This is a genomic window from Streptomyces sp. NPDC005805, from assembly GCF_040630445.1.
Lineage (GTDB): Bacteria > Actinomycetota > Actinomycetes > Streptomycetales > Streptomycetaceae > Streptomyces.
In genome coordinates this window covers 1-15,509 of record NZ_JBEXXN010000072.1, presented here as the reverse complement: position 1 = coordinate 15,509, position 15,509 = coordinate 1, and the positions used below count along the sequence as shown (strand labels likewise).

The following is a 15,509-nucleotide window of genomic DNA, read 5'->3' as shown; positions in this document are numbered from 1 at the left end:
AGCCCCTGCCGCACGTACCCGGCCCGGCGTCCGCCCGTTCCGGGTCGGCGAGTGAGCCGAAGGGGCGCGCGGGTGCCGAAAGGGAGGGCGCGCGCAGGCGCCGAGGAACGAGGTGCCGAGCACGGCCGACCGTCGGGACCCGCTGAAAGCGTCCCGGAGGCGAACCGAGCCCTCAAAAGAAGGGGCCCCGGAGGCGAACCGAGCCCCTAAAACAACGGCACCAGGAAGCGGCGGAGGGCCTCTTCGTAGGCGTGCGGGTCCGCGTTCCACATGGCGGTGTGCGGGGCGCCGGTCACCGTGTGGAGGGTGACGAGGTCGGGGCGGGCCGCGGCGAGGAGTTGGGAGGGCTCCCAGGGGGCGAGGGTGTCGTCCGGGCCGTGGAAGATCAGGGTCGGCACCCGGAGCGCGTCCGGGTCGGCGGCTTCCGCGAGCCGGTCGGCGTGCGGCCCGGTGCGGCCCTGGGCGGCGCGGACGGCGAGCGGGAGGAGGAGGGCCGGGGTGCCGTGCGCGGTGGCGAGGGCGCGCACGGTGGTGTCCCAGTCGAGGACCGGGGAGTCGAGGACGAGCCCGGCGACGCGGTCCCGCAGGCCGGAGCCGGCGGCCGCGTGGAGGGCCATGGCCGCGCCGCTGCCCCAGCCGTGGAGGACGACCCGTTCGGCGCCGTGGCGGACGGCGTGGCGGATGGCGGCGTCCAGGTCGCGCCATTCGGAGTCGCCGAGGCGGCTGAGGCCGTCCGGGGGGCGGGGTGCGCCGTGGTCGCCCCGGTAGGCGAGGTTGAGCACGGGGAGGCGGAGGGTGTGCAGGAGGGGCAGGACGTTCAGGGGGTGTTCCCGGGTGGCGCCGAGGCCGTGCACGGTGATGACCCAGGTGGAGCGGTGGCCGGGGACGAACCACGCGGGCAGGGCGCCGAGTTCGCCGGGGACGCGGACGTCGTGGTACGGGATGCCGAGCGCGGTCGCCGGGTCGCCGCTGTGGACCTGGGGGGTGAAGCGGACCCGGGCGCCGCTGTCGAGTCCGCCGCCGGTGACCCGTTCCAGGCGGCGGACGACGGTGTCGGCGGAGGCGGCGGCGCCGTCGAGGACGGGGCCGACCACGGCCCGGAGGCCGGAGCCGGCGAGGCCGTAGCGGCCGCGCCGCAGGGAGGCGAGGCTGCGGGTGAGGGTCACGGTGGTGGTGGCCGTCTGGTGGACGGTGAGCCGTGGTTCGCCGGGCAGGGGCCGTTTGGCGGGCACCTTGAGGGCGGCGGAGCTCGCGTAGCGGCCGGCAGCGACCGTGGCCGCGCCGACGCCGAACAGTGAGGAGACGGCCGCTGCCGTCGCTGTAGCCGGGCGCACCCGTCCAGTGTCCGCGGGCCGGGGGGCGGCTGCCAGTGGGCCGCGGCACCGGGGTGGCCGTCCCCTTCGCCGCAGCGCCCCGCCCCGTCAGCCCTTCTCTCCGCCGCCCGGCTGCCCGTAGCCGCGGAAGCGTTCCGCCGCCTCGGTGAGCTGGGCGGCGGAGAGGAGGGCGGGGGTGTGCCCGGGGACGGCGGCCGCGGTGAGCCAGAGGCGGCACATCCACTCCAGCTGGGCGGTGCGGTCGTACGCCTGGTCGAGGGTGTCGCCGTAGGCGACGGTGCCGTGGTTGCCGAGGAGGCAGGCGGTGCGGTCGCGCAGGGCGTCCGTCATGTTCCGGGCGAGGGCCTCGGTACCGTAGAGGGCGTAGGGCGCCACCCGGACCGGGCCGCCGAGGGCCGCCGCCATGTAGTGGACGGGCGGCAGTTCGGGGACGAGGACGGAGACGGCCGTCGCGTGGACGGCGTGGGTGTGGACCACCGCGCGGGCGTCCGTGCCGGTGTACACGGCCAGGTGGAGCGGGAGTTCGCTCGTGGGGGCCAGTTCGCCGAGGACCTGCCGGCCGGTGAGGTCGGTGGCGACGGTGTCGCCGGGCCCGAGCCGGTCGTAGGGGACCCCGCTGGGAGTGACGAGCACGAGGTCGCCGACGCGGACGGAGACGTTCCCGGAGGTGCCGACGACGAGTCCTTCGGCGGCGGTTCTGCGGGCGGTGGCGACGAGTTCGGCCCATGCGCCGGCGAGGGCGTCCCGCTCTGTGTGATCGGTCATGCGCCGATCCTGTCAGCGGGGTCCCGAGGGGCCCAGGGGCCGGCGCCGTGCGGGTCCGGGGCGGCCCGCTGCGACAGAGGGTGTTCGAGTGACTGCCCACCGAGGTCACGATCGCGGATCCGGCACAAGCGGAACCTCTTGACCCCACTTGCGGACACCACAGCGCCCGGCCCAGTTCATCTTCCGTTCACCCAGGTTGCCTACGGTCCACACGTCAATGACGTCAAACGATTGCCTGGGTAAATGGAACACATCACCTTGCTGCTCGCGATTGTGATCGTGACAGCTCTCGTGTTCGATTTCACGAACGGTTTCCACGACACCGCCAACGCGATGGCGACGACCATCTCGACCGGCGCGATGAAGCCCAAGACCGCGGTGGCCATGTCCGCCGTTCTGAACCTCGTCGGCGCGTTCCTGTCGGTGGAGGTCGCCAAGACGATCTCCAGCGGTCTGGTCGACGAATCAGGCATCTCCCCTGAAGTCATCTTCGCGGCGCTCGTCGGCGCCATCCTCTGGAACCTGCTGACCTGGCTCGTGGGTCTGCCGTCCAGCTCCTCCCACGCCCTGATGGGCGGCCTGATCGGCGCCACCGTCGCCTCGGTCGGCTTCTCCGCCGTCAACGGCGGCGTGGTGGTCACCAAGGTGCTGATCCCGGCCATCGCCGCGCCCCTCGTCGCCGGCATCGGCGCGATGATCGCCGCCCGGCTGACGTACAAGATCGGCAAGAACACCGACCAGAAGGCCACGGCCAAGGGCTACCGCGCCGGCCAGATCGCCTCCGCCGGCCTGGTCTCCCTGGCGCACGGCACCAACGACGCCCAGAAGACGATGGGCATCATCACCCTGGCCCTGGTCGCCGGGAACGTGCTCGCGCCGGGCTCCAACCCCCCGATGTGGGTCATCGTCTCCGCCGGTGTCGCGATCGCCCTCGGTACCTACCTCGGTGGCTGGCGCATCATCCGCACCATGGGCAAGGGCCTCACCGACCTCCAGCCGCAGCAGGGCTTCGCCGCCCAGACCAGCGCCGCGAGCGTCATCCTGGCCTCCTCCAACCTGGGCTTCTCCCTCTCCACCACGCACTCCTGCTCCGGCGCGGTGATGGGCGCGGGCCTCGGCCGCAAGGGCGGTGTGGTCCGCTGGTCGACCGCGACCCGGATGTTCGTCGCCTGGGGTCTGACCCTGCCGGCCGCCGGTCTGGTCGCCGCCCTCTCCGAGTTCGTCACCAAGCAGGGTGACTGGGGCGTCGCCGTCGTCGCGGTCTTCCTCGTCGCCTCCTCGCTGGCGATCTGGATCGTCTCCCGCCGCCAGGTGGTCGACCACACCAACGTCAATGACACCGAGGCCCCCGGCGCCGAGGGCGCGGAGGGTTCCGAGGAGCCCGCGGGCGTCGTCACCACCGCCATCGCGGCCGTCACCCCGCCGCCGGCCGGTGAGCTCAGGACCACCGTCCCGGCCCCCGCCGAGACCGAGCCGGCCCGACCGGCCGCGGTGTAAGGAAGCAGCAACATGAAGATCGACTGGGTAGCCCTCGGCTCCGTTTTCGGCGTGAGCCTCGTCGCCACCGTGGCCCTGGTGGGCCTGTTCACCCTCGGCATCATCGGCCTCACCAAGGGCGAGGCCGCCACGCGGTCCGGCGGCAGCGCCGTGATGGCCCGCACGGGTGCGTACGCCTGCTTCGCGCTCTGCGCGGTGGCCGTCGCGTACGGGATCTTTCTGATCGTCGACTGATCCGTCCGCCGACCGATCCGTCACCGGCACGGGCCGGGTACCGCCACTGGGCGGTGCCCGGCCCGCCGTCGTGTCCGTGGGCCCGCCCGCGTGGGGGCGCCGCGCGAGCCATCGGGGTGGCCCTCGTGTGGGCCTCGGCACACTGTCCCGCCGCAGGTCAAGGGTGAGTTGACGGGCGTGGGCGGGCGTGGTGGACTGCCGGGGCCATACGGCGGCAGAAGAGGAAGTCCGGTGAGAATCCGGCGCGGTCCCGCCACTGTCACCCGGAGTCCGGGGAGCCAGGAACTCTTGCCGCCGTTCACGTCGAACCAGGGCGCGGACCCTGAGTGAGGACTCTGCGTCATGCCTGGCCGCGGCCCTGCCCTGCCGTCCGGACCCCCTCCCCGGGGCGCCGACCGCACGCGCGGCGGCCGGATCTTCGCCTGCGGCGCCGCCGCGGGGCTCCTCGGGGACCTGCTCGTCGGTGATCCGCGCACCGGGCACCCGGTGGCCGCGTTCGGACGGGCGGCCGCCGCCGTCGAGGGCGTGCTGTGGCGCGACGACCGCGCCCGGGGCGCCCTGCACACGCTGGTGTGCGCCGGGGGCGCGACCGCCGCCGGGCTGCTCGCCGCGCGCGCCGTGCGCCGCTCCCCCGCCGCCGCCACCGCCCTGACCGCGGCCGCCACCTGGGCCGTCGTCGGCGGGACCACCCTGGGCCGGGAGGCCCGCGCCGTCCGGGCCGCGCTGGAGGCCGGGGACGTCGAGGCGGCGCGGGCGCGGCTGCCGCATCTGTGCGGGCGGGACCCGCAGGCGCTGGACGCGGACGGGATCGCGCGCGCCGTCGTGGAGTCCGTCGCCGAGAACACCTCGGACGCGGTCGTCGGCGCCCTGGTGTGGGGCGCGGTCGCCGGTGTGCCCGGGCTGCTGGGATTCCGCGCGGTCAACACCCTGGACGCGATGGTCGGGCACCGCTCGCCACGCCATCTGCGCTACGGCTGGGCCTCGGCCCGGCTGGACGATGTGGCGGGCTGGCCGGGTGCCCGGCTGACCGCCGTGCTCGCCGCCCTCGCCGGTCCCGATCCGCGGGGCGCGGTGCGCGCCTGGCGGGCCGACGCGGCCGGGCACCCGAGCCCCAACGCGGGCCCGGTGGAGGCGTCGTTCGCGGGGGCGCTCGGCGTACGGCTGGGCGGGACGCTGGCGTACGGGGGGCGGGTCGAGCACCGGCCGGTGCTCAACGGGGGCGGCCGGGCGGTGGAGTCGGCGGACATCGAGCGGGCGGTGCGGCTGTCGCGCCGGGTGGGCACGCTCTCGCTGGTGGTGTGCGCGGGCGCGCGGCTGGCGGCGGGGGCGCTCGGCAGGGGCCGGGCGGCGACAGGCAGGGGGAGGCCGGCATGAGCGGTGGGGGGCTGCTGGTCGCGGGGACGACCTCGGACGCCGGGAAGAGCGTGGTGACCGCCGGGATCTGCCGGTGGCTGGTCCGGCAGGGCGTGAAGGTGGCCCCGTTCAAGGGCCAGAACATGTCGCTGAACTCCTTCGTGACGCGGGAGGGTGCGGAGATCGGGCGGGCGCAGGCGATGCAGGCGCAGGCCGCCCGCGTCGAGCCGACCGCGCAGATGAACCCGGTACTGCTCAAGCCGGGCGGCGACCGGTCCAGCCAGGTCGTGCTGCTGGGCCGCCCGATCGGCGAGATGAGCGCCCGCGGCTACCACGGCAACCGCCAACGCGACCTGTTCGAACCGGTGATGGCCTGCCTGGAGGAGCTGCGGAGCACGTACGACGCGGTGATCTGCGAGGGCGCCGGCAGTCCGGCGGAGATCAATCTGCGGCGGACGGACATCGTCAACATGGGGGTCGCCCGGGCGGCCCGGCTGCCGGTGCTGGTGGTCGGGGACATCGACCGGGGCGGGGTGTTCGCGCAGTTCTTCGGGACGACGGCGCTGCTGGCGCCGGAGGACCAGGAGCTGGTGGCCGGCTATCTCGTCAACAAGTTCCGGGGGGACGTCTCCCTGCTGGAGCCGGGTCTCGACATGCTGCTCGGGCTCACCGGGCGGCGCACCTACGGGGTGCTGCCGTTCGCGCACGGGCTCGGCATCGACGAGGAGGACGGTCTGCGGGTGTCCCTGCGCGGGAGTGTGCGGGAGTCGGTGGTCGCGCCGCCGGTCGGCGAGGAGCTGCTGCGGGTCGCGGTGTGCGCGGTGCCGCTGATGTCCAACTTCACGGACGTGGACGCGCTGGCGGCCGAACCGGGCGTGGTGGTGCGCTTCGTGGACCGGCCCGAGGAACTGGCGGACGCGGACCTGGTGGTGGTGCCCGGCACCCGCGGCACGGTCCGGGCGCTGGAGTGGCTGCGGGCCCGGGGCCTGGCGGACGCGCTGGCGCGGCGGGCCGCCGAGGGCCGGCCGGTGCTCGGGATCTGCGGCGGCTTCCAGGTCCTCGGCGAGCACATCGAGGACGAGGTGGAGTCGCGGGCCGGGTCGGTCGATGGCCTCGGACTGCTGCCCGTGCGGGTGCGGTTCGCCCGGGAGAAGACCCTCGCCCGGCCGTCCGGGGAGGCCCTCGGCGAACGCGTGGACGGCTACGAGATCCACCACGGTGTGGCGGAGGTGCTGGGCGGGGAGCCGTTCCTGGACGGCTGCCGCACGGGGGCCGTGTGGGGCACCCACTGGCACGGCTCGCTGGAGAGCGACGGCTTCCGGCGGGCGTTTCTGCGGCGGGTCGCCGCGCAGGCGGGGCGGCGGTTCGTGCCCGCCCCGGACACCTGCTTCGGCGCGCTGCGCGAGGAGCAGCTCGACCGGCTGGGCGATCTGGTCGAGGAGCACGCGGACACCGGCGCGCTGCTGCGGCTGATCGAGCAGGGGCCGCCGGCCGGGCTGCCGTTCGTGCCGCCGGGTGCGCCGTGAGCGGCGCCCGGAGCGCCGGGAGCGCCACGGGGCCGGGCGAACCCGTGCCCGCCGGCCCGCCACCGGACGGTGTGGGCGCACCGTCACCGGACCGCCCGAGTGCACCGGACCGCCCGAGTGCACCGAGCCGCCCGAGTGCGCCGTCACCGGACCGCCCGAGCGATCCGTCACCGAACTGCCCGAGCGAACTGAAGGAGTGGTCATGAGCACCCGGTACCCGTTCACCGCGGTCGTCGGGATGGACGATCTGCGGCTGGCGCTGCTGCTCAACGCCGTCAGCCCGGCGGTGGGCGGTGTGCTGGTCCGCGGCGAGAAGGGCACGGCCAAGAGCACCGCCGTGCGCGCTCTCGCGGATCTGCTGCCCGAGGTCGCGGTGGTGGCCGGCTGCCGGTTCTCCTGCGCCCCGGACGCCCCCGACCCGGCCTGCCCCGACGGCCCGCACGAGGACGCGGCCCCGGCGTCCCGGCCCGCGCGGATGGTCGAACTGCCCGTCGGCGCCTCGGAGGACCGGCTGGTGGGCGCCCTCGACATCGAACGCGCCCTCGCGGAGGGCGTGAAGGCCTTCGAGCCGGGTCTGCTCGCGGACGCGCACCGGGGCATCCTCTACGTGGACGAGGTGAACCTCCTCCACGACCATCTGGTCGACCTGATGCTGGACGCGGCCGCGATGGGCGCCTCGTACGTCGAGCGGGAGGGCGTCTCGGTGCGGCACGCCTCGCGGTTCCTGCTGGTCGGGACGATGAACCCGGAGGAGGGCGAGCTGCGGCCGCAGCTGCTGGACCGGTTCGGCCTCACCGTGGAGGTGGCCGCCTCCCGGGACCCGGAGCAGCGGGTGGAGGTCGTCCGGCGGCGGCTGGCGTACGACGACGACCCGGCGGCCTTCGCGGCGCGCTGGGCGGACGCGGAGGCGGCGCTGCGGGGGAGGGTCACGGCCGCGCGGGCCCTGCTGCCCCGGGTGGCCCTCGGCGATGTGGCGCTCCGTCAGATCGCGGCCACCTGTGCCGCGTTCGAGGTGGACGGCATGCGGGCGGACATCGTGATGGCCCGGACCGCGACCGCGCTGGCCGCGTGGGCCGGGCGGGAGGAGGTCGCCGAGGAGGACGTCCGGCAGGCGGCCCTGCTGGCGCTCCCGCACCGCCGCCGCCGCAACCCCTTCGACGCGCCGGGGCTGGACGAGACCAAACTCGACGAGACCCTGGACGAGTTCGGCGGCGACGACGACCCGGAGCCCGATCCCGACCCGGAGCCGGACGGTCCCGGCCCCGACGGCGGTGGCGGCGGTGTGCCCCCGCAGGGCCCCGGCCCCGGCGACGCCCCGGATGCGGCCCCCGAGGACACCGCGCCCCCGGAGGAGTCCGGGCCCCGACCGGACGCCCCCGAGCCCCAGGGCGCTCCCGCCGCCGCCCCGCGCGGCGCGGGCGAGCAGCAGCCGGTGCGCGCCGCCGAGCCGTACCGGACGCGGATGCTGAGCGTCCCCGGGCTCGGCGAGGGCGCGGCGGGGCGCAGGTCCCGGGCGCGCACCGAGCACGGCCGCACCACCGGCGCGCGCCGCCCGCGCGGCGGGCTGACCAAGCTCCACCTCGCCGCCACCGTGCAGGCCGCCGCGCCGCACCAGCGGGCGCGCGGCCGCAGCGGCGCGGGCCTGGTGGTCCGCCGGGACGATCTGCGCCAGGCGGTCCGCGAGGGCCGGGAAGGCAATCTGGTCCTGTTCGTGGTGGACGCCTCCGGTTCCATGGCGGCCCGGCAGCGGATGGGCGCGGTCAAGGGCGCGGTGCTGTCGCTGCTGCTCGACGCGTACCAGCGCCGGGACAAGGTCGGCCTGATCACCTTCCGGGGGCGGGACGCGGAGCTGGCGCTGCCGCCGACCTCCTCGGTGGACGCGGCGGCGGCCCGGCTGGAGTCCCTGCCGACCGGCGGGCGCACCCCGCTCGCCGAGGGGCTGCTGAAGGCGCACGAGACCCTGCGGGTGGAGCGGCTGCGCGACCCCTCGCGGCGTCCGCTGCTCGTGGTCGTCACCGACGGCCGGGCGACCGGGGCGGGGGACGCGTACGGTCTGGCGCTGCGCGCGGCGCGGCTGCACGCGGCCGAGGGGACCGCCGCCGTGGTGGTGGACTGCGAGTCGGGGTTCGTGCGCCTCGGTCTGGCCGGCACCCTCGCCGCCGAACTCGGCGGCACCGCCGTCACCCTGGACGAGCTGCGGGCCGACGCGCTCGCCGGGCTCGTCAAGCACGTCCGTGAGGACCGTACCGACACCGCCCCGAGGAGGGCCGCGTAATGCCCAAGGGACAGCCGTCCGTCGTGCCCGACGACGGGCTCACCACGCGTCAGCGCCGCAACCGGCCGCTGGTGTTCGTGCACACCGGGATCGGCAAGGGGAAGTCCACGGCCGCGTTCGGGCTGGCGCTGCGGGCGTGGAACCAGGGCTGGCCGGTCGGGGTGTTCCAGTTCGTGAAGTCGGCCAAGTGGAAGGTCGGCGAGGAGAACGCGCTCAAGGTGCTCGGCGCGAGCGGGCAGGGCGGCACGGTCGCCTGGCACAAGATGGGCGAGGGCTGGTCCTGGATCCAGCGGGAGCCCGCCGAGGGCGAGCAGAGCAACGAGGACAAGGCCCGGGAGGGCTGGGAGCAGGTCAAGCGGGACCTGGCGGCCGAGACGCACAAGCTGTACGTGCTGGACGAGTTCGCCTATCCGCTGCACTGGGGCTGGATCGACACCGACGAGGTGATCGAGGTGCTGCGCGCCCGGCCGGGCACCCAGCATGTGGTGATCACCGGGCGGAACGCGCCGCGGAAGCTGGTGGACTTCGCGGACCTGGTCACCGACATGTCCAAGGTCAAGCACCCGATGGACACCGGCCAGAAGGGCCAGCGGGGCATCGAGTGGTAGCACGTCTCGTCATCGCCGCGCCGTCCTCCGGGGCTGGCAAGACCACGGTCGCGACCGGGCTGATGGCCGCGTTCGCCGACCGGGGTCTCGCGGTGTCCCCGCACAAGGTCGGCCCGGACTACATCGACCCCGGCTACCACGCGCTGGCCACCGGGCGGCCGGGCCGGAACCTGGACGCGTACCTCTGCGGCACGGACCTGGTCGGGCCGCTGTTCGCGCACGGCGCGCGCGGCTGCGAACTGGCCGTGGTCGAAGGCGTGATGGGCCTGTACGACGGGGCCGCCGGGCAGGGGGAGCTGGCGTCCACCGCGCAGGTGGCGAAGCTGCTGCGCGCCCCGGTGGTGCTGGTGGTGGACGCCTCCTCGCAGTCCCGGTCGGTGGCCGCGCTGGTGCACGGCTTCGCCTCCTGGGACCCGGAGGTGCGGATCGGCGGGGTGATCCTCAACAAGGTCGCCACCGACCGGCACGAGCATCTGCTGCGGGAGGCGCTGGGCGGGTCGGGCGTGCCCGTGCTGGGCGTACTGCGGCGGGCACCCGCCGTGGCGACGCCCTCACGGCATCTGGGCCTCGTCCCGGTCGCCGAGCGGCGGGCGGAGGCGGTCGACGCGGTGCGGGCGCAGGCGGAGCAGGTGCGGCAGGGCTGCGACCTGGACGCGCTGCTGGCGCTGGCCCGGTCGGCGCCGGAGCTGCCGGACGCGCCGTGGGAGGCGGGGGCGGCCCTCGCTGCGGAGGGTTCGGCGCGGGGCGGGCCGGGCGAGCCGGGCGGGCCCGGCGGGGCGCTCGCGGCGGGGGGTCTTCCGCCCGGCGGGGAGCGGCCGGTGGTCGCCGTGGCCGGCGGGGCGCTCGCGGCGGGGGTACTTCCGCCCGGCGGGGAGCGGCCGGTGGTCGCCGTGGCGGGCGGGGCCGCGTTCACCTTCTCGTACGCGGAGCACGTCGAACTGCTGGTGGCGGCCGGGGCGGAGGTCGTGCCCTTCGACCCGCTGCACGAGGAGGACCTGCCGGCCGGGACCCGGGGTCTGGTGATCGGCGGCGGGTTCCCGGAGGTGTACGCGCCGGAGCTGTCGGCGAACGAGCCGCTGCGCAAGGCGGTCGCGGCGCTCGCCGAGTCGGGGGCGCCGGTGGCGGCGGAGTGCGCGGGTCTGCTGTATCTGGCGCGTTCCCTGGACGGGAAGCCCATGTGCGGGGTCCTGGACGCCGACGCCCGGATGACCGGGCGGCTCACCCTGGGCTACCGGGAGGCCGTCGCGATCGCGGACAGCCCGCTGGCGGCGGCCGGGACACGGCTGCGGGGGCACGAGTTCCACCGGACGGTGCTGGAGCCGGGCGCGGGTCCGGTGCCCGCGTGGGGGATGGTCCGTCCCGAACGCCGGGTGGAGGGCTGGGCGCGGGGCGGGGTGCACGCGAGCTATCTGCACACGCACTGGGCCTCGCGCCCGGGGGTGGCCGCCCGGTTCACGGCGGCCTGCGCGGCCGTCCGCCCGGTGCGGTGAGCGCACCCGGCCGGGGCTCATTCGGCGTGACCGCGCGGGTCGTGGGCTCACTCGGCGAGGCCCACCACCAGCCAGACGAAGGCCACTCCCCCGACGGTGCACAGCAGGGTGGACCGGGCCGGGTGGTCGTGGTGGGCCTCGGGCAGGATCTCGGCGGCGGCCAGGTAGAGCAGCGCGCCGCCGAAGAACCCGAGGTAGCTGCCGAGGAGTTCGGCGGGGAGCGTGAACAGCAGGGTGGACGCGGCCCCGACGACGGGCGCCAGCGCGGCGGCGACCAGCATCAGCAGGGCGCGGCGGCGGGTGTTCCCGTACAGGCTGGTGAGGGTGTACGTGTTGAAGCCGTCGGCGAAGTCGTGGGTGACGACGGCGAGGGCGACGGTGGCGCCCATCCCGCCGTCGACCTGGAAGGCGGCGCCGATGGCGATGCCGTCCATCAGGCTGTGGGTCACCATCGCGGCGGCGGCCGTCATCCCCACCTGCGGCACCCGGTGCTCCCCGCCGTGGGCCGCGTGGCGGACGGCGAGGAGGCGTTCCACGAGGTGGGCGAGGAGGAAGCCGCCGACGAAGAGGAGCAGCGCCTGCGGGACGCCGAACACGGGGCGGCCCGCCGACTCCAGTGCCTCCGGCAGGAGTTCGAGCCCGACGACGCCGAGCATCAGCCCGCCCGCGAGGCCGAACACGAGGTGCCGGCGGTCGGTGACGCGATGCGCCATCCAGCCGCCGAACAGCGTCATCAGGAACGCGCCGAGCGCGACGAACACGGCCATGGGGCTTGCCTAGCCCATCGACCGGGCCGGGTGCGACCCGCGCCCACCGCGGTTCACCCGGTTGCGCGTTCCCCACGCCGGGGGGTGGGTTCCGGGCCGCCGCCCGGGCCCGCACCCGGCGCGGCCGGGCGGGGCTCCGGCGCGGGCTCCCCCGCAGCCGGGCGGCGCCCCGCCTCGGCGGGGGCGGGCCCTATCGGGCCGGGCACATCAGGTGGTTCGGCGGCCTGGCCCCGTCCCGCCGTACCCGGCCGGGGCCAGGCGGGTTCCCCTGCGGCCGGGGCGGGTCCCGGCTCGGCCGCGCCGGCCCTTTCGGCGGGCATGGCCACGACCGGCACGGTCGGCCGAGACCGGGCAAGTCCCCCGGCGGCCGGGCCGGGTCCCGGCTCGGCCGCGCCGGCCCTTTCAGCGGGCATGGCCACGACCGGCACGGTCGGCCAAGACCAGGCAAGCCCCCCGGCGGCCGGGGCGGGTGTCGACGGTCCGCGGGACCTGGTGGTCGGGGTCGGGGCATCACGGGGCGTGGTGGCCTCGGATGTGCTCGCGCTGATCGGGGCGGCGCTGGACGGGGCCGGGCTGGACGCGGCCCGGGTCGGGGCGCTGGCGACGCTCGACAGCCGCGCGACGGAGGTGGGGCTCGTCGAGGCCGCGCGACGGCTCGGGGTGCCGTTGGTGGGCCGGAGCGCCGCCGAGCTGGCCGCCGTACCCGTACCCGGCGGGTCCGCGCGGGTGCTCGCCGCCGTGGGCACGCCCTCGGTCGCCGAGGCGGCCGCGCTCGCGGGCGGCGGGACGCTGCTGGTGCCCAAGCAGGTGTCCCGGCCGGCGGGCCGGCGGCCCGGTGTGACGTGTGCCATCGCACGGACCGGATCCCGCCCGCCCGTGACCTCTGCCGGTATCGGACCGCAGGCGACATGATGGCCGTCGTGTGTTCTTCGACCCCCCACATACCGAGGAGACCCACCGTGTCCCGTCCTCCCCTCCCCCTGCGCGGGCGCCATGTACACGAGTTCTGAGCACGACGACCGCGCCGCACTGCCCGAGCGGCCCGCGAGCGGGCACGATCTGCGTCACCACGGGGACGCCGAGGTCCGCGACGGCGCCCCCGGCCTCGTCGACCTCGCCGTCAATGTGCGCGCCGGGACCCCGCCGCACTGGCTGCGGGAGCACATAGCCGACGCCCTCGGCTCGCTGGCCGCGTACCCGGACGGCCGGGCGGCGCGGGCCGCCGTCGCCCGGCGGCACGGGCTGCCGGTGAACCGGGTGCTGCTCACCGCGGGCGCGGCGGAGGCGTTCGTGCTGCTGGCCCGTGCCCTGCGGGTGCGCCGGCCGGTGGTGGTGCACCCGCAGTTCACCGAGCCGGAGGCCGCGCTGCGGGACGCCGGGCACGAGGTCGGGCGGGTGCTGCTGCGCGAGGCGGACGGCTTCCGGCTGGATCCGGCCGCGGTGCCGGAGGCGGCGGACCTGGTGGTGATCGGCAACCCGACCAATCCCACCTCGGTGCTCCACCCTGCGGACCGGATCGCCGAACTGGCCCGCCCCGGGCGGCTGCTGGTGGTGGACGAGGCGTTCATGGACGCCGTCCCGGGCGAGGTGGCGGCCCTGGCCGGGCGGACGGACGTACCGGGGCTGGTGGTGCTGCGCAGCCTCACCAAGACCTGGGGTCTGGCGGGGCTGCGGATCGGCTATGTCCTCGCGGAGCCGGGCACGATCGCGGCGCTGGAGCGGGCGCAGCCGCTGTGGCCGGTCTCCACGCCGGCCCTGGCCGCCGCCGAGGCGTGCATGGGCGCGGCGGCGCTGGCGGAGGCCGCGGGCGCGGCGGAGCGGATCGCGGCGGACCGGGCCCATCTGCTGGCGGGGCTGGCCGAGTTCGACGAGGTCCGCGCGGTGGAGGCGGCGGCGGGGCCGTTCGTGCTGGTCCGGGTGCGCCGGGCGCGCGAGGTGCGGGAACGGCTGCGCGGGCTGGGGTTCGCGGCCCGGCGCGGGGACACGTTCCCGGGTCTGGACGGCGAGTGGCTGCGGCTGGCGGTCCGGGACCGGGCGACGACGAATCGTTTCCTTCAGGCGCTGGACCAGGCGCTGACGGCGGTGGGCTGACGCCCCTCCGCTGACACCTCGGGCCGGCACGCGGCCGGCCGGGCCCTCCCCCCCTCGGTGGGCCCGGCCGACCGGTGGTCAGCCAGTCGTGGTCGGCCGGTGGTCAGCCCTGGTCGCCCGCGCGGCGCCGGGAGATCACGAGCGCCGCCGCGCCGCCGACCAGCAGCAGCCCCGCGCCGCCCGCGATGTACGGGGTGGCCGAGCTGCCGCCCGTCGCGGCGAGGTTCTCCTGCGGCTCCTCGGCCGACTGCGCCGCGATGTTCTTCTCCGGGGCCTTCGACGGCTCCTCCTCGCCGGGCTCCTCGGGGGCCGGCTCGGCGGGCTTCTCCTCCGTCGGCTTCTCCTCGGCCGGCTTCTCGGGCGCCTTCGGCGACTCGCAGGTGGCCTCGACGAGGGTGATCTCGCCGTCGACCTCGGCGACGTTGAGGTCCAGCGGGTTGACGGAGACCTTGAGCTGGAGGGCGGTCGCGGCGGCCATGGTGGAGGTGGTGCTCGTCCGGGACACGTCCAGGGTCACCTTGCCGACCTTGGGCACGTCCACGACGGTGGGCCCGCCCGAGGAGAGGGTGACCTTCTTGCCGAGGACCTTCACATGGCCGAGCAGGTTGGACTTCGCGGTGGGCTGCTCGCCCGCCACGCAGACCGCCTCGGAGGTGACCTGCTCCACCTCCACCAGGGAGAGCAGCGGAAGGCCGGGGACATGCACCCGGGCCTTGACCAGTTTGCTGGACGCCTCCGCCCTGCCCTCCTCGACGGTCGCCGCCGAGGTGGCCACGTCGGCCCGCAGGACCTTGACCGGCTTGCCCTTCTCCACGCCGTCCAGGGTCACGGTGAGCGCGGTCTTCTCGGCGCTCGCGGGGGCCTGCACCTCGTTGAGGGTGGCCTTCAGGGGGACGTGGACCGACTTGTTGAGCAGGCCGACGTCGAGACCGGCCCGGAGGACGACCGCGGTCGCCTTCCCTTCGCCGCCGGTGGCGTGCGCGGGCGCGGCCAGCGCGAGGGGCCCCGCGACCAGGGCGGCGGCGGCCGTCGCCGCCGCGGCCCGGCGGGCGGACGTCCGGGCAGGCGTGCGGAAGGTGTTGCTGTTCACGGTGGTGGAACCCCCACAGGAGACATGGCGTCGCCGGGCCGCCCGCGGGGACACGCGGGCGGTCGTCCGGGCGACCAAGACACCGGAATCTTTACGCACGGAGAGTGAACGCACAGACACCTGAGGTCAGTTCACTCCAAAGGGGGGTTTCCGTGCCTGTATTCGATTCCCGTGGCACGTGCGTTCGCGCCCGTCTCCCCCGTCACCCGGCCGGGGAGGTGCGCCCGGCGTGACCAGGGGCGCATCCGGTTCGCGGGCCGGAAGTGCTCCAACGAGCCGCGCGGGCCCCGGGTCACGTTCGGTCAACCCGGCGCACACCCACCCGGCGCGGCCCAGGCCGACCGGGCCGCGCCACGGCCGGGTCGGCGCCCGCGGAGACGGGCCCGCCCGCCTCAGAAAGTGTTGGGTAATTGATCAACTGCTGCTTGTAGTCGACGGTGGTGATCTTCGCGGTCTGAGAGTTCGCGAAGATCACCGTC

General features: G+C 75.9%; 14 protein-coding genes and 1 riboswitch. Of the genes, 9 read left to right on the top strand and 5 right to left on the bottom strand.

The features are described 5' to 3' along the window. Nucleotides 1–206: 206 nt before the first annotated feature. Together ABZ457_RS27800 and ABZ457_RS27795 are read right to left on the bottom strand one after the other, a co-directional pair. On the bottom strand, nt 207–1,334 hold the full coding sequence (locus tag ABZ457_RS27800; RefSeq protein ID WP_359162799.1) for an alpha/beta hydrolase: 1,128 nt from the start codon (nt 1,332–1,334) through the stop codon (nt 207–209). An 87-nt stretch (nt 1,335–1,421) separates the two neighbouring features. Further along, nucleotides 1,422–2,099 carry a class II aldolase/adducin family protein gene (locus tag ABZ457_RS27795; RefSeq protein ID WP_359162796.1) on the bottom strand — a complete coding sequence of 226 codons (678 nt, stop codon included), beginning with the start codon at nt 2,097–2,099 and terminating at the stop codon, nt 1,422–1,424. Between the two features lie 243 nt (nt 2,100–2,342). On the opposite strand from ABZ457_RS27795, the gene ABZ457_RS27790 reads away from it, so the two are divergent. The 7 genes from ABZ457_RS27790 to ABZ457_RS27760 all read left to right on the top strand — a co-directional run bounded on the left by ABZ457_RS27790 (nt 2,343) and on the right by ABZ457_RS27760 (nt 11,082). Beyond that, a complete protein-coding gene (locus ABZ457_RS27790) occupies nt 2,343–3,596 on the top strand; it encodes an inorganic phosphate transporter (RefSeq protein WP_359162793.1) in 1,254 nt (417 codons plus the stop codon). 12 nt (nt 3,597–3,608) lie between these two features. Further along, nucleotides 3,609–3,830, top strand: coding sequence for a hypothetical protein (locus ABZ457_RS27785; RefSeq protein WP_359162790.1), 222 nt, complete (start codon nt 3,609–3,611; stop codon nt 3,828–3,830). A gap of 182 nt (nt 3,831–4,012) precedes the next feature. Next, a riboswitch (cobalamin riboswitch) is annotated at nt 4,013–4,141 on the top strand. Nucleotides 4,142–4,172: 31 nt separating this feature from the next. After that, nucleotides 4,173–5,204 (top strand): cobalamin biosynthesis protein, encoded by a 1,032-nt coding sequence (locus ABZ457_RS27780; protein ID WP_359162787.1) that lies wholly within the window; start codon nt 4,173–4,175, stop codon nt 5,202–5,204. Beyond that, nucleotides 5,201–6,709 carry a cobyric acid synthase gene (locus ABZ457_RS27775; RefSeq protein ID WP_359162784.1) on the top strand — a complete coding sequence of 503 codons (1,509 nt, stop codon included), beginning with the start codon at nt 5,201–5,203 and terminating at the stop codon, nt 6,707–6,709. Before ABZ457_RS27780 ends, ABZ457_RS27775 begins: the two co-directional genes overlap by 4 nt. 202 nt (nt 6,710–6,911) lie before the next feature. Further along, nucleotides 6,912–8,984, top strand: a complete 2,073-nt coding sequence (locus tag ABZ457_RS27770; RefSeq protein WP_359162781.1) for a putative cobaltochelatase — start codon at nt 6,912–6,914, stop codon at nt 8,982–8,984. Next, entirely contained in the window at nt 8,984–9,592 is a 609-nt protein-coding gene (cobO, locus tag ABZ457_RS27765; protein WP_359162778.1) for a cob(I)yrinic acid a,c-diamide adenosyltransferase, read from the top strand. Before ABZ457_RS27770 ends, cobO begins: the two co-directional genes overlap by 1 nt. Next, complete coding sequence (locus tag ABZ457_RS27760) at nt 9,586–11,082, top strand: cobyrinate a,c-diamide synthase (RefSeq protein WP_359162775.1); 1,497 nt, start codon at nt 9,586–9,588, stop codon at nt 11,080–11,082. Before cobO ends, ABZ457_RS27760 begins: the two co-directional genes overlap by 7 nt. Nucleotides 11,083–11,129: 47 nt before the next feature. Here the strand turns inward: ABZ457_RS27760 and ABZ457_RS27755 are convergent, their stop codons facing one another. Beyond that, nucleotides 11,130–11,849 (bottom strand): ZIP family metal transporter, encoded by a 720-nt coding sequence (locus tag ABZ457_RS27755; protein WP_359162771.1) that lies wholly within the window; start codon nt 11,847–11,849, stop codon nt 11,130–11,132. Nucleotides 11,850–12,260: 411 nt separating this feature from the next. Here ABZ457_RS27755 and ABZ457_RS27750 point away from each other — a divergent pair, with 411 nt between their 5' ends. Together ABZ457_RS27750 and cobC are read left to right on the top strand one after the other, a co-directional pair. Then, nucleotides 12,261–12,761: a cobalamin biosynthesis protein gene (locus ABZ457_RS27750; RefSeq protein ID WP_359162768.1), complete on the top strand. Its 501-nt coding sequence runs from the start codon at nt 12,261–12,263 to the stop codon at nt 12,759–12,761. 81 nt (nt 12,762–12,842) lie between these two features. Then, nucleotides 12,843–13,940: an Rv2231c family pyridoxal phosphate-dependent protein CobC gene (gene cobC / locus ABZ457_RS27745; protein WP_359162765.1), complete on the top strand. Its 1,098-nt coding sequence runs from the start codon at nt 12,843–12,845 to the stop codon at nt 13,938–13,940. Between the two features lie 103 nt (nt 13,941–14,043). Here the strand turns inward: cobC and ABZ457_RS27740 are convergent, their stop codons facing one another. Further along, a complete protein-coding gene (locus ABZ457_RS27740) occupies nt 14,044–15,030 on the bottom strand; it encodes an SCO1860 family LAETG-anchored protein (RefSeq protein WP_359162762.1) in 987 nt (328 codons plus the stop codon). A 292-nt stretch (nt 15,031–15,322) separates the two neighbouring features. Next, nucleotides 15,323–15,509 (bottom strand): hypothetical protein (locus ABZ457_RS27735; protein WP_359162759.1); only part of this gene is annotated, 187 nt, incomplete at its 5' end.